The sequence below is a fragment of the Nocardiopsis sp. LDBS0036 genome, from assembly GCF_041228755.1.
Classification (GTDB): Bacteria; Actinomycetota; Actinomycetes; order Streptosporangiales; family Streptosporangiaceae; genus Nocardiopsis; species Nocardiopsis dassonvillei.
The window spans coordinates 6,422,677-6,446,056 of the sequence record NZ_CP141103.1 but is presented as its reverse complement, the minus strand read 5'-3'; the positions used below and the strand labels follow the sequence as shown (position 1 = coordinate 6,446,056).

Genomic DNA, 23,380 nt, shown 5'->3' with positions numbered 1-23,380 from the left:
ACACCCCGGCGAGGCTGCAACAGTCTCGTGGAGGGCGCTGTCCCGGTCGACACGGCGCGCCCCGCGCCTTGAGGTAGTGCACACTTCACCTCGCGGGGTGGGCGGGCACCCCACGAACACGGGTACCGGCTGCGGCAACGAAGTTACTGGGAAGTAAACCATGATCGGAAGCACGTGAACAGCGCCACATCCTGACCTCCTCCTCTTCCGCCCGGCGAGGCGCCGGACCTCCCGCGACGCGGCGGGAACCCCGTGCCGACCGCCCGTGGAGGCGACCGGCCGCCACCGGGCGGACGTGCGGCTCACGGGCCCCGCGCTCCCCCGGCGGGGTTCCGCCATTGTCCCGCAGCGGCGCCCGGGGTGCCACGGCCCGCCCCTGGAGCGGCCTCCCCCGCCGCGCCGCCGAGGCCCTCCTCTCCCCCTCTCCCCCTGGGAGACCGGGGTACCCGACGGACGGACGACCGGTTAACGTGCACTGGTCGTGTTTGTTCCCCGACGTGTGAGGCGGACACTTGAGGCTGCGCCAGGGCGGACCAGCGGACCTGTCAGCGGTACTGGAGACCTTCGACGCCACCGTGGCGTGGCTGGTCGAGCACGGGCGCTCCGCGCAGTGGGGCGACCGCCCCTGGTCACAGGATCCCCGACGGGTCGCGCGCGTGAAGGAGCTGGTCGCCGAGGGCCTGTGGGTGGCCGAGGTCGGGGACGGCACGGCCGGGTTCCTCACCGTCACCGAACGGGCTCCCGGCTACGCGCCGCGGGTGCGCGAACGCGAGCTCTACGTCCACCTGCTGCTGGTCTCGCGCGCCTACTCCGGGCGCGACGTGGGCGGCAAGCTGCTCTCCTTCGCCCGCAGGCGGGCGCGCGAGCGCGGAATCGGGCTGGTGCGGGTGGACTGCTGGGCGGGCGGGGACGGGGCCCTGGTGCGCTACTACGAGGGGCAGGGGTTCACCCCGGTCGAACGGGTGCCGGTGGGCGGCACCGAGGTCCAGATGTTCGAGTACCGGGTCTGAACCGACCCGACCGGCCCGGACGGCGGACGTTCAGCGCTCGCGGCGCGCCTTGTCGGAGGCCTCCACCAGGCGGTCGATCATCCGCTGCGTCAGCGCCGGGTCGGGCTGGGGCAGCCCGGCGATCGCCGCCATGTACAGCCCGTCGCCCGCGCGCAGGATGATCTCGGCCAGGACCGGGTCGGTGAGTTCCTCGTGCAATAGGTCGCCCCAGCGGCTGAAGAGGCCCTGGACCGTGCGGACGGCCTCCTCGGGCATGTCCTCCTGGCCGCGCAGGGCCGCGATGACCGCCCAGTACAGCTCCCGTTCCTCGGGGCTGCGCGGCAGCGAGGTGCGCAGGAAGACGCGGACCACGCCCTCCTCCCCCTCCACGGCCTCCCGGAACTCCTCCTCCGCCAGCACGCGCAGGCGCTCGATGAGCCCGGTGAGCATGGCGGCCTTGGACGGGAAGTGGTACAGCAGTCCTCCCTTGGACACCCCGGCGTCACGGGCCACGGCCTCCAGGGTCACCGCGGAATAACCCTCACCGACGAGGATGTCCTGTAGGGAGTCGAGGATGCGGTCGCGGGTGTTCGAAGCGTTCACGATTGACACTGTACCGGCTGGACGGTACTGTACCGTCTGGACGGTTGAAGAGTCCCGGGAGTACGCCCCCGGTCGACCAGGCTTCCCGTCCTTCCGCCCGGCCGTTCGCCCTCCGCATCCCGCCGGTCCGAACGCGCCCTCACAGCCGTGCGGCGCGCACACAAGCGACACGTAACGAGGAAAGATGAGTTCCGCCCAGACCGGAAACGGCACCGTCGGCGCGGCGCCCGCCCTCGCGGGCCCGCGCGAATGGACCGCGCTCGCCGTCCTGGTCCTCCCGGTGATCCTGATCTCGGTCGACTCCACCGTGCTCGGGTTCGCCGTCCCCGCGCTCAGCGAGCAGCTGCGGCCCGACGCGGGCCAGCTGCTGTGGATCGTCGACGTCTACGGCTTCGTCCTTGCCGGACTGCTGATCACCATGGGCTCGCTCGGCGACCGCATCGGCCGGCGACGCCTGCTCATGATCGGTTCGGCCGCCTTCGGCGCGGCCTCGCTGCTCGCCGCGTTCTCACCCACCGCCGAGGTGCTCATCGCGGCCCGCGCCCTGCTCGGCCTGGCGGGCGCCTCACTGATGCCCTCGACCCTGTCGCTGCTGCGCAACATCTTCCTGGACCCGCGCCAGCGCCTGCTGGCCATCGCCCTGTGGGCGTCGGGGTTCTCCGGCGGCGCGGCGCTCGGCCCGATCCTGGGCGGCTGGCTCCTGGAGCACTTCTTCTGGGGCTCGGTGTTCCTGATCAACCTGCCGGTGATGGCGCTGATCCTGGTGCTGGTCCCGCTGCTGGTGCGCGAGTCGCGCAACCCCGACTCGGGCCGCCTGGACCCGCTGAGCGTGGTCCTGTCCATGGCCGCGATCCTGCCCGTCGTGTACGGCGTCAAGAACCTGGCCACCGAGGGCCTGGCGGTCGTCCCGGTCGTCTCCCTGGCGGTCGGCCTGGGCCTGGGCTACCTGTTCGTCCGGCGCCAGAAGGCCCTGGACGACCCGCTGATCGACGTGGGCCTGTTCCGGTACCGCGTGTTCAGCGTGGCGGTGGCCACCAACCTGATGATCGTGTTCTCGCTGGTGTCGTCGCTGTTCTTCCTGACGCAGTACCTCCAGCTGGTGCTGGGCGTCTCACCGATGCGGGCCGGTTTCGTGCTGGTGCCGGGCCTGGTGCTGTCGGTGCTGGCGGGGCTGGTGGCGGTGCGGCTGTCGCGCCACCTGAGTCTGGCCACGGTGATCGGCGGGTCCCTGCTGGTGACCGCGACGGGGTTCGCGGTCCTGGTCTTCGCGCCGCAGGGCAACGTGGTGACCGGTGTGGTGCTCGTGACGGCGGGCTTCGCGCTGATCGCCACCGGCTCCGGGTTCGCCGAGACGCTGACCAACGGCGCGATCATGGCGGCGGCCCCGCCCCAGCGCGCGGGCGCGGCCTCGGCGATCTCCGAGACCGCCTACGAGCTGGGCGCGGCGCTGGGCGTCGCGCTGCTGGGCAGTGTGCTGACCGCGTCCTACCGGGCGAACCTGACCGCCGTGGAGGGCGTGCCCTCTGGGGCCGTGGACGCCGCCCGGGAGACCCTGGGCGGGGCCGCGAACGCCGCCGCCGAGGTGGGCGGCGCCGCGGGCGACGCGCTGATGCTCGCCGCGCGGACGGCGTTCACCGACGGCATGCACCTGACCAGCGTCATCGCCGTGGTGATCGTCCTGGCCGCCGCCGCGCAGGCGTGGGTGCTGCTGCGCGGTCGGGGCAACCCGGCGGTGGAGCCGGTGGAGGGCCCCGCCGAGGGAGCCCTGGAGGAGACGGTCGAGGCCGTGGGCACCGCCGGGACCGCGGGGGCCACGGTGGCCGCCGAGGCCGCGGGCGCCGAGGAGGCCGGAGGGACCACGGGTGCCGGGCAGGAGCCCGCTCCGGTGGCCGCCGACCCCGCGGCCGGTGACACCCAGGCCGCGCCGGAGCGGAACCGCTCCGACGGCTAGCACGCGAGGGTCCGGGCCCCGGAAGGCGACGCCTTCCGGGGCCCGGCGCGTGTCCGCCCCTTCCGGGTCACACCCCTGGAGCCGCGCCGCGGGGTTCTGTACGGTCCCCGCATGAGAACGCGGTTCGGTCGCCCCGACGTCGTGGAGGCGGGAGGACCCCTGGTCAGGTCTCTGGACGGGGAGCGGGGGCGGCCGCCGGGCGGACGCGGGAGTGGCCTCTGAGCCGACGCCGGACCGGTCTCCGAGCGGACGCGGGGACGGTCTCAGGGCACGCGGAGCAGTTCCACCTCGCCGCCGTCCCAGTCCGGCGGCACCACCGCGTAGGCGTCGGCCAGCGCGGCGCCGCGCAGACTGCCCGGACGGTCGTGGCCCACCGGCCGCGCCCGGCCGCCGTCCAGGCGCACCGCGACCAGCCGGGTGTCCCTGGGGTGAGCGGTGACGGCGCCCTCCAGGACGGCTCGGGCCAGACCCGTTCCGGGGTCCGGGCGTCCGGTCATGGCGGCCAGCAGGGGGACCAGCAGGGTGGCCGCGGCGACCAGGGCGGCCCCGGGGTTGCCGGGAAGGCCCACGAACACGGTCCGGTCGGTGTGCGCGAGCAGCTGCGGGTGGCCCGGGCGGCAGGCGACCCCGTCCACCGCGACCTCGGCGCCCAGCTCCTCCAGGACCGAACGCAGGTGGTCGGCCGGCCCCCGGGACGAGGAACCGCACACCGCGACCACGTCGCCGTCCGCGCCCTCCAGCGCGTCGAGCAGCGGACGCCGCTCGTCGCCCAGGTGGCGCAGGGACGCGATCCGGCCGCCCGCGCGCTCGACGACCCCGGGCAGCGCCGGACCGATGGCGTCGCGCACACTGCCGTCGCCGGGCAGCCCCGATGTGGTGATCTCCTCACCGGTGACCAGGACCGAGACCCGGGGGCGCAGCACCGGCAGGGTGTCGTGGCCCAGGCTGGCGGCCAGACCCAGCGCGGCGGGGCCGACCACCGCTCCCCGTTCGAGCACGGTCTCGCCGGGGGCGGTCTCCTCCCCCGCCCAGCGCACGTGGCGGCCCGCCTCCGCGGGCCCGTCCACCGTCCCGTCCCGGACGGCGGCCAGCTCGTAGGGCACGACGCACTCCGCGTCCTTGGGCACACGGGCGCCGGTGGCGATCTCGACGGCCTCGCCCGGGCGCAGGCCCACGGGTGCCTCCGCCGCCCCGGCCAGCCGCCTGCCGACCAGCCGCCAGGGCCCCGGGCCCGACACCGCGAAGCCGTCCATGGCCGAGGCGTCGAAGGCGGGCAGGCCCGTCAACGCGTGCACGTCCGCGGCGAGGACGGCGCCCAGGGCGTCCTCCAGGGGGAGCTCCCGCGGAGCCGGGGGCCTGCCGCCGCCCAGGAGCCGGGCGGCCTCCCGCGCCCGCGGCCACGACCGGTGCCCGCCGTGTCCCCCGGTGCAGCCGCCCGCTCCCATACCCGTCTCCCCCTCGTCACGCCGGTGTCCTCCATTGTCCACCCGGGCGCATGACGCGGACGTCAACGTCCGCTCCGACGGCCCCGGCGCGTCCTCCGACAGCACGGCCGCCTACCCGCGCCGGGAGCGCCGAACCGGCCCCTCCCAGCGCCGATTTGCCGTCTGCCGACTTTCCGCTAGAGTTCTTACCAGCAGCACGGCGGGGCCCACGGGCCGGACGCCAGGCAGCAAGCGGACGTGGCTCAGCTGGTAGAGCATCACCTTGCCAAGGTGAGGGTCGCGGGTTCGAATCCCGTCGTCCGCTCGGAGGAGACGCGAGGTGCCCCGGCGCCTTACGTGCAACTCGGTGGAGTGGCCGAGAGGCGAGGCAGCGGCCTGCAAAGCCGTCTACACGGGTTCGAATCCCGTCTCCACCTCCCCATCGCTACACGCGGGCGGTTAGCTCAGTTGGTTAGAGCGCTACCTTGACACGGTAGAGGTCACAGGTTCGAATCCTGTATCGCCCACCAGCATCACCGCAGGTCAGAGGGTTTATCTGACATGTGAGCGAAGACCGGTCGGCCCAGACTGGGAGATATCTGGGAGATCGTCTTCGAAGCGGGTTCCTCTCGGAGCCCGCTTTCGCTGTTTCCACGGTAGTGCTCTCCGAGCGTCGGCGCCACGGCGAAGAGCCACGCGCGCTCCCGGGCCGTGAGAGCCGTCACGCTCCCCCCCACCGGTTCTCCAGCACGCTGAGTACACGCCGCCTCATCTGCGGGGTCACGTGCTCGTAGACCCGGGCCATCCCCGGCACCCGGTGCCCCAGCAGGACGCCCGCGCCACGTCTGGGCGAAGTCGCCGAAGGCGACCTCACAGTCCTCGGGGGAAATCCAGGTGCGGCGGCGCACCAAAACGAGCAGCAGTACCTGCTCACCGCCTCCCTCGGCGATGTCCTGCCGTGCAACGGTTCGGGTCTGCGGGTGGCCTACCGGGTGGTGGCCAGCAACGCCGAACACGCCTTGGTCACGACCAACCCCGCTGAGCTCGCCGCCCACGCGCCACCGGACTCTCCTGCGGGCCTGGGCTGGCTGGAGGACGAGGACGGGGAGGACCTGCTGTGAACAGCGCCGTGACCGATGTTGTGGACATGATCGCCACGCTCTTCGGGCTCCTCCTCGGTGTCCTGGCACCGCTGTGGTGGGTGCCGGTGGTCGGAGCCGTGCTGGTCGTGTGCCGCAAAATCCTGGTGTGGACGCGCCACCTGCGATGGAGCCGGAACGCCCGGCTGGTGGAGATCCTGCCGCCGCCCACCGCTGAAATGGCCGGCGCGGAGGCGTTCTGGACGCAGATGCTCGGCCTGCTGCACCCGGCGTGGAAGCGTGCCCTGTTCGGCCAACCGCACGTGGTGTGGGAGTACGAGACGGACGAGACCGGGCTGCGTATCCGCCTATGGGTGCCCGGCTCCGTTCCGCCCCACCTGGTAGAGCGCGCGGTCGAGGCCGCGTGGCCCGGCGCGTCCACAACCACCATCCCCGTGCCCTCACCCGTCGTCGGCGTGGGTTCGCATGGTGGAGTCCTGCGTCTGGCGCGCCCCGACCACTACCCCATCGCCGCCTCCCACGAGGAGGATCCCCTGCGCGGGCTTCTCGGTGCCTCTGGCTCTCCGGTGCCCGGGGAGAAGGTCCTGGTGCAGGTGGCGGCCCGCCCGGTAACCGGGCTACGGCTCCACAAGGCGAACCAGGCCGCCGCTCGGCTGCGGTCCGCGCACAGTGTGCAGGCGGGTCTGTTCGACGCGATCACCCCTGGCGGCAACCGGCGCAGCGCTTCCTGGGCCGCGTTGCGCCCCGAGGTGTCCGGTGAAGTGCGTGCCATCCTCGCCAAGAGTGTGCGCCCCAGGCTGGACACGGTGGTGCGGTACCTGGTCACCACCCCCGCTGAGCAGCCTCAGGGGCGGCAGCGCCGTCGCGGGCGCGCCCACGCGATCACGGGGGCGTTCTCCGCCTTCAGTCTGCACAACCACTACAAGCGCCGCCGCACGCCCCTGGTCGCGGCCGTGCTGTCGCGTCTGCGGTTCCTTGGTCGAGGCGACCTGTTGTCCGCGAAGGAGTTGGCCGCCGTCGCGCATCTTCCCCTGGACGAGGCCGTGGCCGGCCTGGAGCGGGCTCCGGCCCGTCCGGTTCCGCCGCCGCCCGGGCTCGCCGAGGACGAAGCCGGTGCCCGGGTCCTGGGGCGCTCCGACAGCGGCCCGCCCCGGACCGTGGGACAGCGAGCGGCGGACGCCCGCCACCACACGCACATCATCGGCGGCACCGGTACCGGCAAGACGTCCCTGCTGTTGAACATGGCCCTGGACGACATCCGCAAGGGTCGCGGGCTGGTCTTCATCGAGCCCAAGGGCGAGTCCGCGATGCTGCTGTCGCGGATGCCGGAGGAGGCGGTCGAGCGGGTCGTGCTCATTGACCCCGACGACAACGCCCCTCCTCCGGCGCTCAACCCCCTGGCCTCCGACGACCGCGGCCGCTCCGCCGACACCATCACCGGGATCTTCCGGCGGATCTTCACCGACTCCTGGGGGCCGCGCACCGAGGACATCCTCAGGTCGGCGTGCATGACCCTGGCCGGGACCGAGAACGCCGGGCTGGCCAACATCCCCCGCCTGCTGGAGAACTCCTCGTTCCGGAACAGGGTTACCACCTCCATCACCGACCCCGTGCTCAAGGGGTTCTGGGAGTGGTTCGACCAGCAGTCCGGACCGGCCCGCGCACACGCCACCGCGCCGCTGATGAACAAGCTCAGGTCCGTCCTGCTGCGGGGATTCGCCCGGGACCTGTTGGCCACCACCACCCACGGCCTGGACCTGCGCACGCACCTGGACACCGGTGGAATCGTCATCGCGCGTCTGCCCAAGGGCGTGCTGGGCGAGGACACCTCCAGCCTGCTGGGGTCGCTGCTGCTGTCCCAGGTGTGGAACGCCGTGCTGGCCCGTGCCCGCCAGGCCGAGGCCGACCGGGCCGACATCGCCATCTACCTGGACGAGGCACAGAACTTCCTGACGCTGCCCTACGGGGTGGACGACATGCTCGCCGAGGCCCGCGCCTACCGCGCCGGGCTCATCCTGGCCCACCAGGACCTGTCCCAACTGCCCCGGGACCTGCGCGAGGCGGTCTCGGCCAACGCCCGGTCCAAGGTCTACTTCGACGTCTCCCCCGAGGACGCCAGGGTACTGGCCCGCCATGTACGCCCCAACCTGGGCGAACACGACCTGAGCCACCTCGCCGCGTTCCAGGCCGCCGCCCGGCTCGTCAACCACGGGGCGCTGTCGCCCTCCTTCACCCTGCGCACCCGGCCTCTGCCTCCCCCGGTCAAGGGCCGGGCGACCGCTGTGCGCAAGGCCGCCCGCCGCCATTCCACCTCCACCGCACGCAGGTGAGAGCACACCACCACAACAGGGGGGATCCCGTTGCGTACGCACACCCGGCCCGACCACCGCGCGCCCGTCCGCGCCCGTACCTCCGCCCAGACCCTGCACACGCTGATCCGGCGCCTGACCCCGCGCGACCGGGAGATCATGCGCCTGGTGTGGGAGCACCGCACCCTGACCACCGACCAGATCGCACGGCTGCTCTTCTCCTCCTACAGCACCGCCAAGCAGCGGTTGGCCACGCTCTACCGGCTTCGGGCCATGGACCGGTTCCGTCCCTGGATCGCGCAGGGGTCCGCCCCCTGGCACTACGTCCTGGACCTTCCCGGCGCGGAGATCCTGGCCGCCGAGGCCGACCAGACCGTGGCGGAGTTCGGCTACCGGCGCGGCAGAGCGCTGACCCTGGCCTACCGTTCCTCGCTGACCCACACCGTGGGCGTCAACGACGTCTTCGTGGCCTTGGCCGCGCACACCCGCGACCACGACGCCCGCCTGCGGTGGTGGACCGCGGCCCAGTGCCAGGCGCGATGGGGCGACATCGTACGCCCCGACGCCGCCGGACGCTGGCGCGAGGGCGAGCAGGTAACCGAGTTCTACCTGGAGTACGACACCGGAACTGAAAGCCTGCGCCGTCTGGTGGACAAACTCGATGCCTACGCCGAACTCACCCGTGTGACCACCCACCGGGGCATCGTCCTGTTCTGGCTGCCCTCGGCCAAGCGCGAGGCGAACGTGCGCCACCGCATCCTCCGGCCACCGGTCCCCGCCGCCACCGCCGTGCACGGCTCCCACCCGGCTGACGCGGTGTGGGCGCTGCTGGACGACCCCACCGGGCAGCGCTTCCGGCTCTCCGAACTGTCCCCCAGCCGCTCTGTACAGCCGCCGCTGCCCGAGTGGGAGGAGCACGGTGGCTAGCCCGCTCGGGTGCGGCTGTGCGGTGCTCGTCGCCGTTCCGGTCGTTCTCGGACTGCTGTCCTCACTCGCCGGTGTGGTGGTGGACGATCCCCACGCCGGCACGGTCCCCGACGAGGTCGACGGCGTCCACCCCGTGCTGTTGGACGCCTACGTCCAGGGAGCGCGAAGGCTCGCAGGCCTCCACCCCGAGTGCACAGGAATGCGCTGGCAGATCCTCGCCGGGATCGGCTCGGTGGAGTCTGACCACGCTGCGGGAAGCCGGATCAGTCAGAACGGGACACCGAGCCGCCCGTCATCGGTCCTGTCCCGGACGGCACCGGCGCGGGGAACAACTGGACTCCCCACTACGACACCGACGGCGGGCGTTGGGATGGCGACGCCGAGTTCGACGCCGCGGTCAGAGCCACTCAGCACCTTCCCGCGAACTGGTCGGACTACGGGGTGGACGGCAACGGGGATGGGGAAGCCGATCCCCACAACGCCTACGACGCGGTGGCCTCCACCGCCGCCCGCACCAGCTCCGCCACTACCAGACAAGCCCATTTCTATCTTCATTTCGACTCCAGCAGTGACCCAGAAGCCCTCAGCAACGTACTGCAAACCGAAGTCTAAAGAACGGGTAGATGTGCCAGTTGCGAACCGCACCACTACAATTTTTCCTCGCTAATTTTTCCTTCAACTGATTCCCAAGCCCCGCCAGGTCGGTCCTGGCGGGACTTCCACTTGCTCGCGCCAGAAAGCTAATAACGCTCTACCGCCCCACCCATTTGATGCACTGTGGCAGCACTCCATCTTCCCAAAGCCGGTCAAGCCTAGCAAAGAGCTTGGGTAGACTAACGTCAAACTCCTCCCACTCCCCCCTATTAATTTCCCGCCATGGATCGGAAATAATCAATCCGGGCGGCAGAGGCCCAGTTGATCCAGACATCTTGCGGCAAGAAGCACACCATGTGTAGCTAATGACGGCAGGGCGATTCGCATGTTGTGAATTCCTAAGGTATGTACGAACCGAAACCTCACCACATGAAGGGCAAACCCACTCCGATTGATCTCGGAGAAAATTCCTATCTTGCCCGAGCACCTCAATTTCCGAGGGAGTGAATCGAGTGATCTGAATCATGAACCTGTCCTTCTCCTGAAAATACCAAGCATAGCTTGCCCGTACGCCTCCGCAGCGGACTCTGTTCCACCCATGGATCCTGGCCAATTTGCATACATCCGGTGATGGTAGACCTCGTGAAATATTGTTGCCACGGCCGTGTCCATGTCCGCAAGCCCCATGTCTGAGATCTGAATTACCGGACGCCCTCGCGGGCCCAGGTTCGGCTTCCCACTCCCATCGTGAGGACTGTTTCCATAGGCAGGCAGGCCATCTCCTGCCGTACGGATCTCTGGCACGTGCACGATGTCGTACTGGGAAACACTCATACCAGCCCTCCCCAGTGCCATTTTCCCCTGCTTGATGCTAACGGCAGCGCCGTTCTGTCCCCCAGGGGCACTCTGAGGGTCCGCATTGCAATTGTGTACGAGAATCGATGTCTCGTCTGCTAGCACATAGTACGTGTGGAGGTCGTGGACGGTGAGGTTGTAGACCCACTCCGGCTCGGCCCAGACCCGGGTACCTGTGGCCTGTACCAGAGTGCCCTCAGAGGACAAGAACCACATCCCCGGCACCAGGTCGACGGCGTCGACCCACTCGCCCAACAACGGAACCCAGAAGGGGTGGCCGTCGGTGGCGACGATCTTCTCACCCAACACCGTTGGCCCCGGACGCGACGGCTCCTGGGGTAGGTCTGCTGCGCCCAAAGTGTCGGCATCGATCTGCGTGGTCGTGTCGACGGTGATCTCGACCAGGGTCTTGACTCCCTCGCCGACGATCGTGGCCAGAACCGTGCGCGGACCCTCCTCCCCGGTCTCGGGGTCGGCGGCCCACACCTGATCACCGATCCGGATGTCCTCGATCGCCTTGTGCGTCCCGTCTGCCATCAACACCCGTGTACCGGCCACGAAGCTGTTGTCCAGCGCGCACGACAACGCGTCCTCTCGACGGTCCTGGCGGGATCCACCTATCAGGCCGAAGCCACCCCGGACCGCGCGGCTCGCCCAACCACTGGGAACGAGTAGTTCGGGTACGGCCTCACCGAGACGGTAGGATCCGGAATCGGGGTTAGCTGTACTGACCTGAGAGGTTAGGAACGCGGGAGGCGGGAGGGCCGCTGATCGCGGTGTGGAACCGGTGGTGATTGTAGTGATGCAACCACCCGGGGAACGCCTCCCGCCTTTCGCTCTCGGATTGGTAGGGGCGGGCGTAGGCCCATTCGTCGGCCAGGGTGCGATGGAAGCGCTCCACCTTGCCGTTGGTCTGGGGCCGGTAGGGGCGGGTGCGTTTGTGCTTGATGCCCTGGCCATAGAGCAGGCCGCGCCACAGGTGGGACGTATAGCAGGCCCCGTTGTCGGTTAGCACCCGCTCCACCACGACCCCCGCTGAGACGAAGTAGGCGTGCGCTCGCTCCCAGAACCCGGTGGCGGTCTCCTTTTTCTCATCGGCCAGGATCTCGGTGTAGGCCAGGCGGGAGTAGTCGTCGATGGCGGTGTGCAGGTAGCCGTAGCCCAGCTTGGGGTTGCCGTGGTTGTTGCGCGGGGCGTGCGCGGTGGTGGTGCGATTGCGGCGGCCTTGAGCGCGTCCCTGGGTACGGTGTCCGCCCCCGGCGGGGATGTTGCCGAGCTTTTTGATGTCCACATGCACGAGCTCGCCCGGTCGAGCGCGCTCGTAGCGGCGTACTACCCGGTGAGTGGCCCGGTCCAGGTGGGACAGTCGGGGCATGCGGTAGCGGGTCAGGATCCGGTGCACGGTCGAGGGATGCATGCCCAGGTGGCCGCCGATGCGGGCCGGGCCCCATCGGCGGGTGCAGCGGAGTTTGATCACGCGGCGTTCGCGGCGGGCGGGGGTGCGCTGGGGTGAGCGGTGCGGGCGACTGGAGGCGTCGTCCATCCCGGCCTGGCCTTGGGTGCGGTAGCGGTCGGCCCAGCGTTTGGCGGTGGTGGTACTGGTCTGGAAGCGTTCGGCGGCACGCCTGAGCGGCCAGTCGTCTTCGACCACGCAGCGGGCCAACGCCAGGCGCCCTGCGGGTGTGAGTGTGGCGTTGGCGTGGGTAGTGTGGGGCATCGAGGGCCTTCCGGTTCGGTGGTAGATGTCGCAATCCACACCGATACCGGAGGCCCTCTTTGTGTGTGTCAGGCGGGGTGGGTGTTACCAACCTCCGTGGTCAGTACACCTAGCTCCGTGGCGCCGCGCACGTAACGAGGAGGAGGCGCTGCGAGCGGCGGCGGAGATCCCCGGGCCGGTCGCCCTCAAGGCGGACGTGGCAGGCGTCGTCCACCGAGGCCGCGCCGGAGCCCTGTACCTCGGCCTCACCGGGGAGGAGCGGTTCCGGAAGGCCTACCGTGCGCTGGCGGAGCGGTTCCGGGGAAGGGTCCGCGGCTTCGTCGTCCAAGGCATGGCCCCTCCCGGTTTCGAGGCCCTGATCGGCTCGGTCCAGCAGCCCGACTTCGGCCCCGTGATCGCGTGCGGACCCGGCGGAAGCTACGCCGAGGTGCTGGGCTCAGGGGCGTCCCGGCTCATTCCGCTGACCGACGCCGACGCCGACGAGATGATCCGGTCCGTACCCGAGCTCAGACGCCTGGGCGAACGGGAGGGTGAGAGGGGTGCGGTCCCCGCGGTACTGCGGGAACCCCTGCTGAGGCTCTCGAAGCTGGTCGAGGACCTGCCGGAGATCGCGGAACTCGAGATGAACCCGGTCGTCATCGGTCCTTCGTCGGCGGTGTGCGTCGACGCCCGCGTCCGGGTGGCCAGGTATCCGCACGGGGACCCGTACCTGCGCGCGCTCCGACCGCTGTGACCGTCGCCGGAGCCGCGGCTCCGTGACCAGGCCGAGAGCGCGGGTCCCTGCCGGGAGGAGCCGTAGGGCCCGACGCAGCCGGGGCCCAGGACCCTGGTGGGCAGGTCGCCTACGAAGAAGGCTGGGAGGGGGACCGGAGCGGAGCCGGAGCGTCCGAGGAGCGTTCCCGTGAGAACAGGACCGTGCCGACCGCCGTCCGGGACGGTACACGAGGGGAGTTCGCGATGCACACTGTGAGCGACGTCATGACGACCGAGGTCTTCTCCGTCACCGGGGACACCGGCTACCGCGAGATCGCCGAGATGCTGGTCACGCACGGTGTGAGCGCTCTGCCCGTGACCAACGGAGAGGGCTGTGTGGTCGGCGTGGTCTCGGATGAGGACCTGCTCCACAAGGAGGAGTTCACAGGAGGGGACTACGCTCCTCCGTTGCGCGCCCGGTTGCGCGCCCGGCTGGGTTCGGGAGGCAGCGCTGGCGACAAGGCCACGGCGAGGAACGCGGCCGAGTTGATGACCGGCCCCGCCGTCACGGTGTCCTCCGACGCGTCCGTGGTCCTCGCCGCCCGCTTGATGGAGCGGCACGGGGTCAAACAGTTGCCGGTCGTCGACGGGGACGGGCACCTGCTCGGGATCGTCAGCAGGCGGGACCTGTTGTCGGTCTTCGTACGGGAGGACGAGGACATCGCCGAGGAGACGCGGGGCGTGATCAGGGAGGTCCTGCCGGAACCCGCCGCCACGGTCAAGGACGGGGTGGTGAGGCTCACCGGGGATGTGGAGCACCGCAGCGACGTCGAGAAGCTGATCCACCGCGTTCGGCAGATCGAGGGCGTGGTGGCCGTCGACTCCGAGCTGCGCTGGCACGCCGACGACGTCGTTCCCCAGCACGTCCAGTGGCGGGCGGGGACGCCCTGACACTCCGGGTGTCGGCCCACCGCCATCGGCGCTCCGACGCGATGGAGCCCTGAGCCTCCTCGGTCTTCGAATATCGGTTTCGTCGTCTGTCCATCGTCTGCGGACGCGGTGCGTACGCTCTTCGCCGTCGTGCGGAACTCCCTCATGAGCAGCTCGTACGCACCGATGAGCGCGAAGCTCGGCCAGGCGTGGATGATCCGCGACCACAGCGTGGGGTCGGCCACCGCGGCGATGCCCGCGAGCAGCAGAACAGCCGCGATGGTGACCCATCGTGACCAGCGGGAGGACTCCGTCCCGATCGCCCTTTCCCGGTGACCGAGGGGCCTTCACGGGACCGGAAACCTCTCCCAACGGCTCCCAATCGCCGTGAAGATCCCTCAACGGAACGCTCCGACCTGGGTGGATGCTCATCGGCGCAGGTCGCTGCGGAGCCGGGACCACCTTGACACGGCAGAGGTCACAGGTTCGAATCCTGTATCGCCCACCACCTTCCCAGGCCGGAGCACACGCTCCGGCCTGAGTCGTTTCCGGGCAGCGCGGCGGGAGGGCGGAGCCGTGGCTCCGCCCTCCCGCGCATACGTGTTCACACCCCGGGACGACCGTCAGCGGCTGCTTCGGTCAGGGAGGCGTTCCGACGACGCGGCCGTATCCCCGGTCGGGGGGACGTCGACGACCGCCGTGGCCGACCGTTCAGTCGCTGACCCTGCTCCGGGACCGGTACAGCAGGTCCTGGTACTCGGGATGACGGGCGATCCAGCCCGCGAAGAAGGGGCAGGTCGCCAGCACGCGCAGGTTCGCGGACCGCGCCTCGTCGAGGGCCGTGCGTGCCAGCGCGGACCCGACTCCTCTGCCTTCGTGCTCCGGCGCGACCTCGGTGTGCACGAACGCGACGAGTTCCGGCGTGCGGATGTACTCCGCGACGCCCGCGACCCCGGGTTCTCCGTCGACGCGGGCCTCATAGCGCTTGGCCTGGGGCACGTCGCCCACCTGGACCGCCACGGGTCCTCCCCTCGTGTTGGTGTGTCAGCCTGTTCACGCCGTTGACCGGCGGTGTCCTCGTCGGCGACGGGACCGGTCGGGGACGGGCCGCGCCCGCCGCGGACCGGCCCCGTCGCGCGGTCGTGTCCTCAGGCGCCGTTCGCGGCACGGCTGGCCAGCATCTGCGTCTCCCAGGCGAAGGCGATGCCGGTGGCACCGCCGTGCTGGGTCAGGACGTCGACCATGCCCTGCATGGTCTCCTCGCGGGCCCAGTCGCGCTGCCACTCGCCCGCCACGGCCAGCCAGGTGATCGGCGCCACGCCGGCCTGGACCATGCGCCGCACGGCCATGTCGTGGGACTCCGCCGTGGCACCGCCCGACGCGTCGGTGACGGCGAAGACCTCGAAGCCCTCGCCCGCCGCCTGGATCGCCGGCATGGCCAGGCAGATCTCCGTCCACAGACCGGCCATGACCACCTTCTTCCGGCCGGTCTCCTTGACGGCGTCGACGACGCGCTCGTCCTCCCAGGTGTTGATGAACGTGCGGTCGATCGGCTTCTGCTCCGGGAACACGTCCTGAAGCTCCTGGATGAGGTAGCCGCCGCGCTCCTCCAGCACGGTCGTCAGGATGGTCGGAACGCCGAACGCCTTGGCGGCCTTGGCGAGGCCGACGGTGTTGTTGACGACCATGGACGGCTCGTGGCTGTTGAGGTTGGCGAACTGGAACGGCTGGTGGTCGATCAGGACGAGGATGCTCTCCTCCGGCGTCAGCAGCGCCTGGAGTCCGTTCTTGGCCTTGGTGCTCACAGGGGGTTCCTCTCAGGGGTTTCGTGCTCTGGGGGCTCGGCCGGGACACCGCCGGCCGCCGTGCGGGCGGCACGGGCGCACGCGCCCGTGCCCGTGCCGCCCGTACCGGCCGACGTCACGCGGCGTCGGCCGACACCGCTGCGCGGACCAGCGCGACCTCTCCGCATGGGAGACGGCCCTCCGCGCCAGTGACGGCGCGTCTCCGGTGAGTTAGATGACGCATCACCAAAATTAGCATCATTGGATGATGTGTCAACCAAACCAGGACTCGGATCCACCGCCACCACCGAACACGGATCGCCTACCAGCAAGTTGACTTGTCACCTACTGTCCGGATGATGTATCAACGACCAGCGGGGGTCTCGCACCCACAGGCGACGCGGGGCGCCGCCCCTCCGGAGGCCGTCGGCCGCCGGGGGTGCGGCGGGGACCGGCAGGACCGCGGCCCGCCTCGCTCCGGGAGGGACGGGGGTCAGGACACCCGTCCGCGGCGCACGGCCGCCTCCGCCCCTTGGCGTACAGAAGGAAGTGAGTGAGCGATGACCAGCCCTTCAGCCACGAACTGGCCGAGCCTGCGGGTCTCGGACTGGACCCCCACCCGCGACACCCTGCACATGTGGACCCAGATCGTGGGCAAGATCCGCATGGCCCACGCTCCGCTGATCAACCACTGGTGGCAGGTGACCCTCTACGTCAGCCCGCGCGGGTTGACGACCTCGGCCGTCCCGTACGGCACGGGGGCCTTCGAGATCGAGTTCGACTTCGTCGACCACCAGCTCCGGATCCGCAGCAGCGACGGCGGCGAGCGGAGCTTCGCGCTACGGCCGATGCCGGTCGCCGAGTTCTACACCCGGATCATGGACATGCTCGGCCGACTCGGGATCGAGGCACCGATCCGGCCGAGTCCCAACGAGGTCGAGCCCGCGATCCCCTTCGCCGAGGACCACGAGCACGCCTCCTACGACGGGGAGGCGGCCGCCCTGTTCTGGCGTCAGCTGCTCCAGGCGAACCGGGTGATCGGCGAGTTCCGGTCGCACTTCGTGGGCAAGGTCAGCCCGGTGCACTTCTTCTGGGGAGCGATGGACCTGGCCTGCACCCGCTTCTCCGGGCGGACGGCCCCGCCCCACCCGGGCGGAGCGCCCAACTGCGGGGACTGGGTCATGGTGGAGGGCTACTCCCGGGAGCTGTCCAGCTGCGGCTTCTGGCCCGGCGGCGGCGAGGAGGGCGCCTTCTACTCCTACGCCTACCCCGCACCCGACGGGTTCGCCGACCAGCCGGTGGGCCCCGAGGGCGCGTACTACAGCACCGAGTTCCAGCAGTTCCTGCTGCCCTACGAGGCCGCCCGCACCGCGCCCGACCCCGACCGCGCGGTGGCCGAGTTCCTGCGCACCACCTACGAGGCCGCCGCGAACCTCGGGAACTGGGACCGCTCCGCGCTGGAGGACGACCCCCTGCGGTGGCAGGGCACCCCCGCGTCCTGAGGGACGACGGGACGGACCGGGTCGGGATGACGGCCCCCGTCGACGGGTCCCCTCCGCTCTTTCGGAGGGCCCGGCCCGACGCGGGGCCGCGTCCCGGCCGCTTCGTCCCAAGTGGATGAGACGTCAACTTCTTCGTTACACTGCGCCCATGAACGAGACGCCGCGCTGGCTGGAGGCGGACGAGAAGGCCGCTTGGGACGGCTTCATCCGCATGCAGGAGACGCTCATCGGGCGGCTGTCCCGTCACCTCCAGGCCGACTCCGGGATGTCCGCCTCCGACTACGTCGTGCTCGTCAACCTCACCGCGACGGACGACGGCAGGATGCGCTTCCTGGAACTGGCCAAAATGGTGAACTGGGAGAAGAGCCGGATGTCCCACCAGGTCCGGCGGATGGCCAAGCGCGGGCTCGTGGCCAGGGAGGAATGCCCCGACGACGCCCGCGGGGCGTTCATCGTCGCCACCCCGGCCGGATACGCGGCGATCGAGGAGGCCGCGCCCCTGCACGTCGAGCACGTCCGCCGCCTGTTCGTCGACGCACTGACCCCCAACCAGCTCAGGACGTTCGCCCGGCTCTCCCAGCGCGTCGTGGACCACATGGAGAAGCAGCCGGACTGAGCGGGCGGCGCGCGGCCCCGGGGAATACCGCGCTATTCCGTTGATTGATCAACTTTCACTTGGGCTACTATGGTTGATACATCAACAAAAAGACGATGATGCCGCGACGGGGGCGACCACGCCCGGCACCGCGTTCGCCACGGCAGTCGGCACAGCGACCACAGGGAGACGGGTGCGATGCAGTTCGGGATCTTCACCGTCGGTGACGTGACCACCGACCCCACCACCGGCCGTACGCCGACCGAGGCCGAGCGCGTCAAGGCGATGGTGACCATCGCGCTCAAGGCCGAGGAGGTCGGCCTGGACGTCTTCGCCACCGGCGAGCACCACAACCCGCCCTTCGTGGCCTCCTCACCGACCACGATGCTCGGCTACATCGCGGCCCGAACGGACAGGCTCATCCTGTCCACCTCCACCACGCTGATCACCACCAACGACCCGGTCAAGATCGCCGAGGACTTCGCCATGCTCCAGCACCTGGCCGACGGCCGGGTGGACCTGATGATGGGCCGCGGCAACACCGGCCCCGTCTACCCCTGGTTCGGCCAGGACATCCGCCAGGGCATCCCGCTGGCGCTGGAGAACTACAACCTGCTGCACCGGCTCTGGCGCGAGGACGTGGTGGACTGGGAGGGCAAGTTCCGCACCCCCCTGCAGGGCTTCACCTCCACCCCCCGCCCCCTGGACGGGGTGCCCCCCTTCGTCTGGCACGGCTCCATCCGCAGCCCCGAGATCGCCGAGCAGGCCGCCTTCTACGGTGACGGCTTCTTCCACAACAACATCTTCTGGCCCGCCACGCACACCAAGAAGCTCATCTCGCTCTACCGCCGCCGCTTCGAGCACTACGGCCACGGCAGGGCCGAGCAGGCCGTCGTCGGCCTGGGCGGACAGGTGTTCATGCGCAAGAACTCCCAGGACGCGGTGAGGGAGTTCCGCCCCTACTTCGACCACCACCCCCTGATGGGCGGCGGACCGTCGCTGGAGGAGTACATGGACCAGACCCCGCTGACCGTCGGCAGCCCCCAGCAGGTCATCGACAGGACCCTCGCCTTCCGTGACAGCTTCGGCCACTACCAGCGCCAGCTGTTCAACGTCGACGGCGTCGGGACACCCCTGAAGACGGTCCTGGAGCAGATCGACGTCCTCGGCGAGGAGGTCGTGCCGGTGCTGCGCGAGGAGTTCGCCGCCGGGCGGCCCGCGCACGTGCCCGACGCGCCCACCCACGCCTCGCTGCTCTCCGCCCGCGACACCGGAAACGCCTCCGCGACAGCGACGGGCTGAGGCGCGACGACCGATCCCCACGGCGGGTTCCCGTTCCGGTCGCGGCGAGAACCCGCCGCCGTGCCCGCCCCGGGCGGCCCGGACCGGCGTCCACTTCCGGTCCGGACCGCCGCCGTGTCCGCCACCGACCGAGCCGAACACCGTCCCCACCAGAGAGGCCTTCCGTGACAGAGCCGCGAACAGACAGGACCGGCGCCGTCGTCCACGTCGCGCTGGACGAGACACGCGCCGTCAGCGCCTACACCGTGAGTCTGGAGGACGGCACCCCCGCCGGGCGCGCGGACTTCGTCGACCCGCCCCAGGCACCCGGCGAGCGCGTCTTCTTCCACACCGAGGTCGCACCGGAGTTCGGCGGCCGGGGTCTGGCCGAGCTACTGGTCGGTGAGGCGCTGGCCGACAGCGCTCGCCGCAACCTCACCGTCGTCCCCGTGTGCCCGCTCTTCGCCAAGCACCTGCGGGAGCACGGCGACGAGTACACGGCCCGGGGCGGACGGTTCCGTCGGCCCAGGCCGGCCGACCTCGCCCTGGTCAAGGAGACCGTCGAGGGGGGCGGCGCGTGAGAGCGGAGCGCCCCTACATCGACAAGGAGCACCCCGAGGTCTACGGGGCGATGCTCAAGGCGGCGGCGGCCTCCAGAACCGCGGCGCGGGAGGCGGGCCTGGGCGACGACACCATCGAACTGGTCAACATCCGGGTGTCCCAGATCAACGGGTGTCCGACCTGCCTGAGCGTCCACCTCCCCAAGGCGCGCAAGGCGGGGGTGAAGCAGGGCGCCCTGGACGTGCTGCCGGCCTGGCGCGAGGCCGGGCTGTTCACCGACGAGCAGAGGGCCGCGCTCGAACTGGCGGAGTCGTTGACGGTGCTCGATCCGACCGTCGACCGGCAGGCCGTCAACGCTCGCGCGGCGGCCCATCTGACCACCGCCCAGATCTCCGCGGTGGAGTGGACGACCACCCTCATCAACGCGTTCAACCGGATCTCGATCGCCAGCGGCCACCCGGTGCTCGGGCAGTAGGGAGGAGGCCGTCCGCACCGGCGGGGGAACGGCGGACCCGTGGCCGGCCGCAGGCGCGGCCACGGGTCCGGGCCGGGCGGGTCAGGGCCGTACGACGTCGAAGGCGGGGTCAGGCGCCTCCAGCACGTCGAGCAGCGCCCGGAGCACCCGGAGGTCGCCCTCGTACTCGACCTCCTCCCACCCGCGGCCCGTCATGACGGCGACCAGCTGTCCCCTGGTCGTGGTGAGCGTCAGCTGGGCCCGCGGGTCGGGGTCGGGGTCGCGAAAGTGCACGAGCACGCCGTTGGCCAGGCGCAGGTGCCACAGGGCGTCGTCGTTGTCGAGGCACAGGTCGATGCGCAGGTCGAGTTCCCAGGCCGCGGGCCCGTCGACCCGCACGGCGAGGGAGTCGAGCAGCTGCCCGACGTCGAGGGCCGCCAGCAGCCGGGAGCCGCCGGAGCGGCGCGCGGCCCCGGGTCCGTGGAGGAGTTCCCCGGCTCCGGTGAGGTAGTAGTTGCGCCACGTCGCGTTCTCACAGCCGTGGCCGAGCGCGGTGTAGACGTCGGCCAGCCGCTGCCGCACCCCGCTGTGGTAGGGCTCGGCGAAGACCGCGTGGTTGAGCAGGGTGGCCGCGAAGCGCAGGTCGCCCTCCTCGACGAGGGCGTCCGCGTGCGCGAGCGCCCGGTCGACACCGCCGAGCAGGCCGATCCACCGCCTGGCCTCCTCGACCGGCGGGTGTTCCCACAGGTGGGCGGGGTTGCCGTCGAACCAGCCGAGGTAGCGCTGGTAGACGCCCTTGACGTTGTGGCTCAGCGACCCGTAGTAGCCGCGGTTGGCCCACTGCCGGTCCAGGGCGGGCGGCAGCGTCAGCTCCTCCGCGATCTCGCGGGGGGTCAGGCCCCGGTTGATCAGGCGCACCGTCTGGTCGTGCAGGTAGGCGTAGAGGTCGCGCTGCCCGGTCAGGAACCCCTCGATCCGGTCGGCGCCCCAGGTGGGCCAGTGGTGGGTGGCGAAGGCGACGTCGGAGCGGCCGCCGAAGAGCTGGAGGGCTTCGGTGAGGTAGCGCGCCCACTGCCGGGCGTCGCGGACCTGGGCGCCCCTCAGCGTGATGATGTTGTGCATCGTGTGCACGGCGTTCTCGGCCAGGCACAGCGCCCGCCGAGCGGGGAAGTACATGTTCATCTCGGCCGGCGCCTCCGTCCCCGGCGTGAGCTGGAACTCGATCTCCACGCCGTCGACCACGCGGACCTGGCCGGTCCGGGTGATCGACTCGGTGGGCTCGACCAGTCCGATCGTGCCGGTGGCCAGGCGCTGCCCCAGGCCGCAGCCCAGGTGCCCCGTGGCGGAGGCTTCGAGCGCGGTGCCGTACATGAAACCCGACCGCCGGGCCATCGCCGGACCGGCGTAGACGTTCTCGGAGACCGCGTGCTCCATGAAGCCCTCGGGCGCGAGCACCGGGACGTCGTCGGCCGCGTCCGCGAGGACGGCGCCCGCACCGCCGAAGTGGTCGGCGTGCGGATGGGTGAGGACCACGCCCGTGACCGGCCGGTCGCCCCGGTGGGACCGGTAGAGCGCCAGCGCCGCGGCGGCGGTCTCGGTCGAGGTCAGCGTGTCGATCACGATGACGCCGGAGTCGCCCTCGACCAGGGTCATGTTGGCCAGGTCGAACCCGCGGACCTGGTAGATCCCCTCGGTGACCTCGAACAGGCCGTGCCTGGCCGCGAGCCGGCTCTGCCGCCACAGGCTCGGGTTCGCCGTCGCGGGCGCCGGTGCGTCCAGGAAGGCGTAGGCGTCGGCGTCGTACACGACGCGTCCGGCGGCGTCGGTGACGCGTGCGGGCTCCAGAGTCCCCAGGAAGCCGCGTTCGGCGTCGCGCGTGTCCTGCCCGTCCTCGGCGGGAAGGTCCCGCTCCGGTGGCTTCGCGTCGGTCATGCCGGGGCCCCCTCGGCTCTGGCGAGTTCGCGGATGATGCCGTTGCGCTGGATCTCCGACGCGCCGGTCAGCACGCGGAACATGCGCAGCTGCCGCCAGATCACGTCCACCGGGGCGCCGCGCACCATCCCGGCCTTGCCGTGGATCTGCATCGCCTGGTCCGCGATGGCGAACGCGCGCTCGGCCACGAACAGCTTGCACATGAAGGACTCCACCCGGGGCCGCTCCCCCGCGTCAAGCGCGGCGAGGGCGTCGTAGGTCATCGAACGGGCGGCGTAGAAGTCCGTGGCCATGTCGGCGAGCTTGTGCTGGATCGCCTGCTTCTCGATGAGGAGTCCGCCGGACACCTGGCGCGTGGCGGCGAAGTCCAGGGCCAGGCGGATGGCCCGCCGGGCCGCGCCGAGCGCGGTGGGGCAGTGGAGCAGCCGGTTCGTCGTGACCCGGCCGAGGGCGATGCGCAGGCCCTGCCCCTCCTCGCCGAGCAGGTTCTCCGAGGGGACGAAACAGTCCTGGAGGACGACGTCGCTCTCGATGTTCTGGCCCGACAGGGGCGTCCTGCCGGGTGTGACGCGGCAACCCGGGGAGTCCAGGTCGACGAAGAACGCGCAGTACCGGTCGTCGGAGGAGTCCAGGCGGGCGACCAGGATCGAGAAGTCCGCGAAGGTGCCGCCGGTGCTGAACACCTTGTGCCCGGTGACGCGGTAGCCGCCGGCGACCGGGGTCGCGGTCGTGCGCATACGGCGCACGTCGGAGCCCGCGTCGTCCTCGGTCATGGAGAAGCAGCACGCGCGCTCGGCCCTGACGACCGGGAGCAGGTACTTCTCCGTCTGGTACTCGGTGGCGTGCTCGAAGATCGCGCCGATCCGCAGCGGTCCGCCCATGTCGCCGAGCACGCTCGTGGCCAGCACGCGGCCGGAGGCGCCCACCTCCTCCTTGAGCGCCGCCAGTTCCGTGTGGGACAGTCCCTGTCCGCCGAGGTGCTCGGGCAGGTGGACGCCGTAGAAGCCGAGTTCGCGGCTGCGCCGCCACACCGGTTCCAGCATGGACCGGCGCAGCTCGGCCTCGGGGGTCAGTCCGAGTTCCTCCTCGTAGTCGGCGAGCTCTCCGGACAGGTAGTCCCGGAGCCCGGTGACCAGCGCGTCGAGGCGCGGATTGTCGTGGTGGCCCGGTCGCAGCATG

Annotated in this window: 22 protein-coding genes and 3 tRNA genes; 17 read left to right on the top strand and 8 right to left on the bottom strand. The window is 70.8% G+C overall.

What is annotated here, in order from left to right; genetic code table 11:
• Positions 1-512: 512 nt before the first annotated feature.
• Positions 513-1,010, top strand: coding sequence for a GNAT family N-acetyltransferase (locus tag UIS43_RS27385; protein WP_013152163.1), 498 nt, complete (start codon positions 513-515; stop codon positions 1,008-1,010).
• Positions 1,011-1,040: 30 nt separating this feature from the next.
• Here UIS43_RS27385 and UIS43_RS27380 read toward each other — a convergent pair whose 3' ends face one another.
• Positions 1,041-1,592 carry a TetR/AcrR family transcriptional regulator gene (locus tag UIS43_RS27380; protein WP_041552428.1) on the bottom strand — a complete coding sequence of 184 codons (552 nt, stop codon included), beginning with the start codon at positions 1,590-1,592 and terminating at the stop codon, positions 1,041-1,043.
• A 184-nt stretch (positions 1,593-1,776) separates the two neighbouring features.
• Here UIS43_RS27380 and UIS43_RS27375 point away from each other — a divergent pair, with 184 nt between their 5' ends.
• Complete coding sequence (locus UIS43_RS27375) at positions 1,777-3,543, top strand: MFS transporter (protein ID WP_071621703.1); 1,767 nt, start codon at positions 1,777-1,779, stop codon at positions 3,541-3,543.
• A 263-nt stretch (positions 3,544-3,806) separates the two neighbouring features.
• Here the strand turns inward: UIS43_RS27375 and UIS43_RS27370 are convergent, their stop codons facing one another.
• A complete protein-coding gene (locus UIS43_RS27370) occupies positions 3,807-4,988 on the bottom strand; it encodes a molybdopterin molybdotransferase MoeA (protein ID WP_370012082.1) in 1,182 nt (393 codons plus the stop codon).
• Between the two features lie 231 nt (positions 4,989-5,219).
• On the opposite strand from UIS43_RS27370, the gene UIS43_RS27365 reads away from it, so the two are divergent.
• The 7 genes from UIS43_RS27365 to UIS43_RS27335 all read left to right on the top strand — a co-directional run bounded on the left by UIS43_RS27365 (position 5,220) and on the right by UIS43_RS27335 (position 9,915).
• Positions 5,220-5,292: transfer RNA gene (locus UIS43_RS27365), tRNA-Gly, on the top strand.
• Positions 5,293-5,333: 41 nt separating this feature from the next.
• Positions 5,334-5,404, top strand: a tRNA-Cys gene (locus UIS43_RS27360).
• A gap of 16 nt (positions 5,405-5,420) precedes the next feature.
• A tRNA-Val gene (locus UIS43_RS27355) sits at positions 5,421-5,497 on the top strand.
• 450 nt (positions 5,498-5,947) lie between these two features.
• Positions 5,948-6,088, top strand: coding sequence for a hypothetical protein (locus UIS43_RS27350; protein ID WP_358456334.1), 141 nt, complete (start codon positions 5,948-5,950; stop codon positions 6,086-6,088).
• 8 nt (positions 6,089-6,096) lie between these two features.
• Positions 6,097-8,397, top strand: coding sequence for a type IV secretory system conjugative DNA transfer family protein (locus UIS43_RS27345; protein WP_370012081.1), 2,301 nt, complete (start codon positions 6,097-6,099; stop codon positions 8,395-8,397).
• 30 nt (positions 8,398-8,427) lie between these two features.
• Positions 8,428-9,303 carry a replication-relaxation family protein gene (locus UIS43_RS27340; protein WP_370012079.1) on the top strand — a complete coding sequence of 292 codons (876 nt, stop codon included), beginning with the start codon at positions 8,428-8,430 and terminating at the stop codon, positions 9,301-9,303.
• A gap of 441 nt (positions 9,304-9,744) precedes the next feature.
• Positions 9,745-9,915, top strand: a complete 171-nt coding sequence (locus tag UIS43_RS27335; protein WP_358456343.1) for a hypothetical protein — start codon at positions 9,745-9,747, stop codon at positions 9,913-9,915.
• A 504-nt stretch (positions 9,916-10,419) separates the two neighbouring features.
• Here the strand turns inward: UIS43_RS27335 and UIS43_RS27330 are convergent.
• Positions 10,420-11,310, bottom strand: coding sequence for a polymorphic toxin-type HINT domain-containing protein (locus tag UIS43_RS27330; protein WP_370012078.1), 891 nt, complete (start codon positions 11,308-11,310; stop codon positions 10,420-10,422).
• A 160-nt stretch (positions 11,311-11,470) separates the two neighbouring features.
• The gene (locus tag UIS43_RS27325; protein WP_013152848.1) at positions 11,471-12,469 is read right to left on the bottom strand and encodes an IS481 family transposase; all 999 of its coding nucleotides are present in this window, start codon (positions 12,467-12,469) and stop codon (positions 11,471-11,473) included.
• A 25-nt stretch (positions 12,470-12,494) separates the two neighbouring features.
• On the opposite strand from UIS43_RS27325, the gene UIS43_RS27320 reads away from it, so the two are divergent.
• From UIS43_RS27320 to UIS43_RS27310, 3 genes are all read left to right on the top strand, one after another.
• Entirely contained in the window at positions 12,495-13,202 is a 708-nt protein-coding gene (locus UIS43_RS27320) for an acetate--CoA ligase family protein (RefSeq protein WP_370012077.1), read from the top strand.
• 224 nt (positions 13,203-13,426) lie between these two features.
• Positions 13,427-14,113, top strand: coding sequence for a CBS domain-containing protein (locus UIS43_RS27315; protein WP_013152154.1), 687 nt, complete (start codon positions 13,427-13,429; stop codon positions 14,111-14,113).
• Positions 14,114-14,257: 144 nt separating this feature from the next.
• Positions 14,258-14,428: a hypothetical protein gene (locus tag UIS43_RS27310; protein WP_156910828.1), complete on the top strand. Its 171-nt coding sequence runs from the start codon at positions 14,258-14,260 to the stop codon at positions 14,426-14,428.
• 375 nt (positions 14,429-14,803) lie between these two features.
• Here the strand turns inward: UIS43_RS27310 and UIS43_RS27305 are convergent, their stop codons facing one another.
• Positions 14,804-15,112, bottom strand: a complete 309-nt coding sequence (locus UIS43_RS27305) for a GNAT family N-acetyltransferase (protein ID WP_013152153.1) — start codon at positions 15,110-15,112, stop codon at positions 14,804-14,806.
• Between the two features lie 128 nt (positions 15,113-15,240).
• The gene (locus UIS43_RS27300; protein ID WP_013152152.1) at positions 15,241-15,897 is read right to left on the bottom strand and encodes a hydrolase; all 657 of its coding nucleotides are present in this window, start codon (positions 15,895-15,897) and stop codon (positions 15,241-15,243) included.
• A 539-nt stretch (positions 15,898-16,436) separates the two neighbouring features.
• Between UIS43_RS27300 and UIS43_RS27295 the strand changes: the two genes are divergently transcribed.
• From UIS43_RS27295 to UIS43_RS27275, 5 genes are all read left to right on the top strand, one after another.
• Complete coding sequence (locus UIS43_RS27295; protein WP_013152151.1) at positions 16,437-17,378, top strand: DUF5996 family protein; 942 nt, start codon at positions 16,437-16,439, stop codon at positions 17,376-17,378.
• A gap of 148 nt (positions 17,379-17,526) precedes the next feature.
• On the top strand, positions 17,527-17,994 hold the full coding sequence (locus tag UIS43_RS27290) for a MarR family winged helix-turn-helix transcriptional regulator (protein ID WP_117197984.1): 468 nt from the start codon (positions 17,527-17,529) through the stop codon (positions 17,992-17,994).
• 177 nt (positions 17,995-18,171) lie between these two features.
• On the top strand, positions 18,172-19,275 hold the full coding sequence (locus UIS43_RS27285) for an LLM class flavin-dependent oxidoreductase (RefSeq protein WP_370012074.1): 1,104 nt from the start codon (positions 18,172-18,174) through the stop codon (positions 19,273-19,275).
• A gap of 164 nt (positions 19,276-19,439) precedes the next feature.
• Positions 19,440-19,835, top strand: coding sequence for a GNAT family N-acetyltransferase (locus UIS43_RS27280; RefSeq protein WP_370012072.1), 396 nt, complete (start codon positions 19,440-19,442; stop codon positions 19,833-19,835).
• Positions 19,832-20,290 carry a carboxymuconolactone decarboxylase family protein gene (locus tag UIS43_RS27275; RefSeq protein WP_013152147.1) on the top strand — a complete coding sequence of 153 codons (459 nt, stop codon included), beginning with the start codon at positions 19,832-19,834 and terminating at the stop codon, positions 20,288-20,290. The genes UIS43_RS27280 and UIS43_RS27275 overlap by 4 nt, the downstream gene beginning before the upstream one ends.
• Positions 20,291-20,371: 81 nt before the next feature.
• On the opposite strand, the gene UIS43_RS27270 is transcribed toward UIS43_RS27275, so the two are convergent.
• Together UIS43_RS27270 and UIS43_RS27265 are read right to left on the bottom strand one after the other, a co-directional pair.
• On the bottom strand, positions 20,372-22,201 hold the full coding sequence (locus UIS43_RS27270; RefSeq protein WP_071621686.1) for an alkyl/aryl-sulfatase: 1,830 nt from the start codon (positions 22,199-22,201) through the stop codon (positions 20,372-20,374).
• Entirely contained in the window at positions 22,198-23,379 is a 1,182-nt protein-coding gene (locus tag UIS43_RS27265; protein ID WP_013152145.1) for an acyl-CoA dehydrogenase family protein, read from the bottom strand. Before UIS43_RS27265 ends, UIS43_RS27270 begins: the two co-directional genes overlap by 4 nt.
• Between the last annotated feature and the right edge of the window lies 1 nt (position 23,380).

Coding starts and splice junctions, on each gene's coding strand:
- UIS43_RS27375 (WP_071621703.1), top strand. CDS start 1,777: ATGAGTTCCGCCCAGACCGGAAACGGCACCGTCGGCGCGGCGCCCGCC.
- UIS43_RS27370 (WP_370012082.1), bottom strand. CDS start 4,988: ATGGGAGCGGGCGGCTGCACCGGGGGACACGGCGGGCACCGGTCGTGG.
- UIS43_RS27325 (WP_013152848.1), bottom strand. CDS start 12,469: ATGCCCCACACTACCCACGCCAACGCCACACTCACACCCGCAGGGCGC.
- UIS43_RS27320 (WP_370012077.1), top strand. CDS start 12,495: ATGTCGCAATCCACACCGATACCGGAGGCCCTCTTTGTGTGTGTCAGG.
- UIS43_RS27315 (WP_013152154.1), top strand. CDS start 13,427: ATGCACACTGTGAGCGACGTCATGACGACCGAGGTCTTCTCCGTCACC.
- UIS43_RS27310 (WP_156910828.1), top strand. CDS start 14,258: ATGAGCAGCTCGTACGCACCGATGAGCGCGAAGCTCGGCCAGGCGTGG.
- UIS43_RS27295 (WP_013152151.1), top strand. CDS start 16,437: ATGACCAGCCCTTCAGCCACGAACTGGCCGAGCCTGCGGGTCTCGGAC.
- UIS43_RS27290 (WP_117197984.1), top strand. CDS start 17,527: ATGAACGAGACGCCGCGCTGGCTGGAGGCGGACGAGAAGGCCGCTTGG.
- UIS43_RS27285 (WP_370012074.1), top strand. CDS start 18,172: ATGCAGTTCGGGATCTTCACCGTCGGTGACGTGACCACCGACCCCACC.
- UIS43_RS27270 (WP_071621686.1), bottom strand. CDS start 22,201: ATGACCGACGCGAAGCCACCGGAGCGGGACCTTCCCGCCGAGGACGGG.
- UIS43_RS27265 (WP_013152145.1), bottom strand. CDS start 23,379: ATGCTGCGACCGGGCCACCACGACAATCCGCGCCTCGACGCGCTGGTC.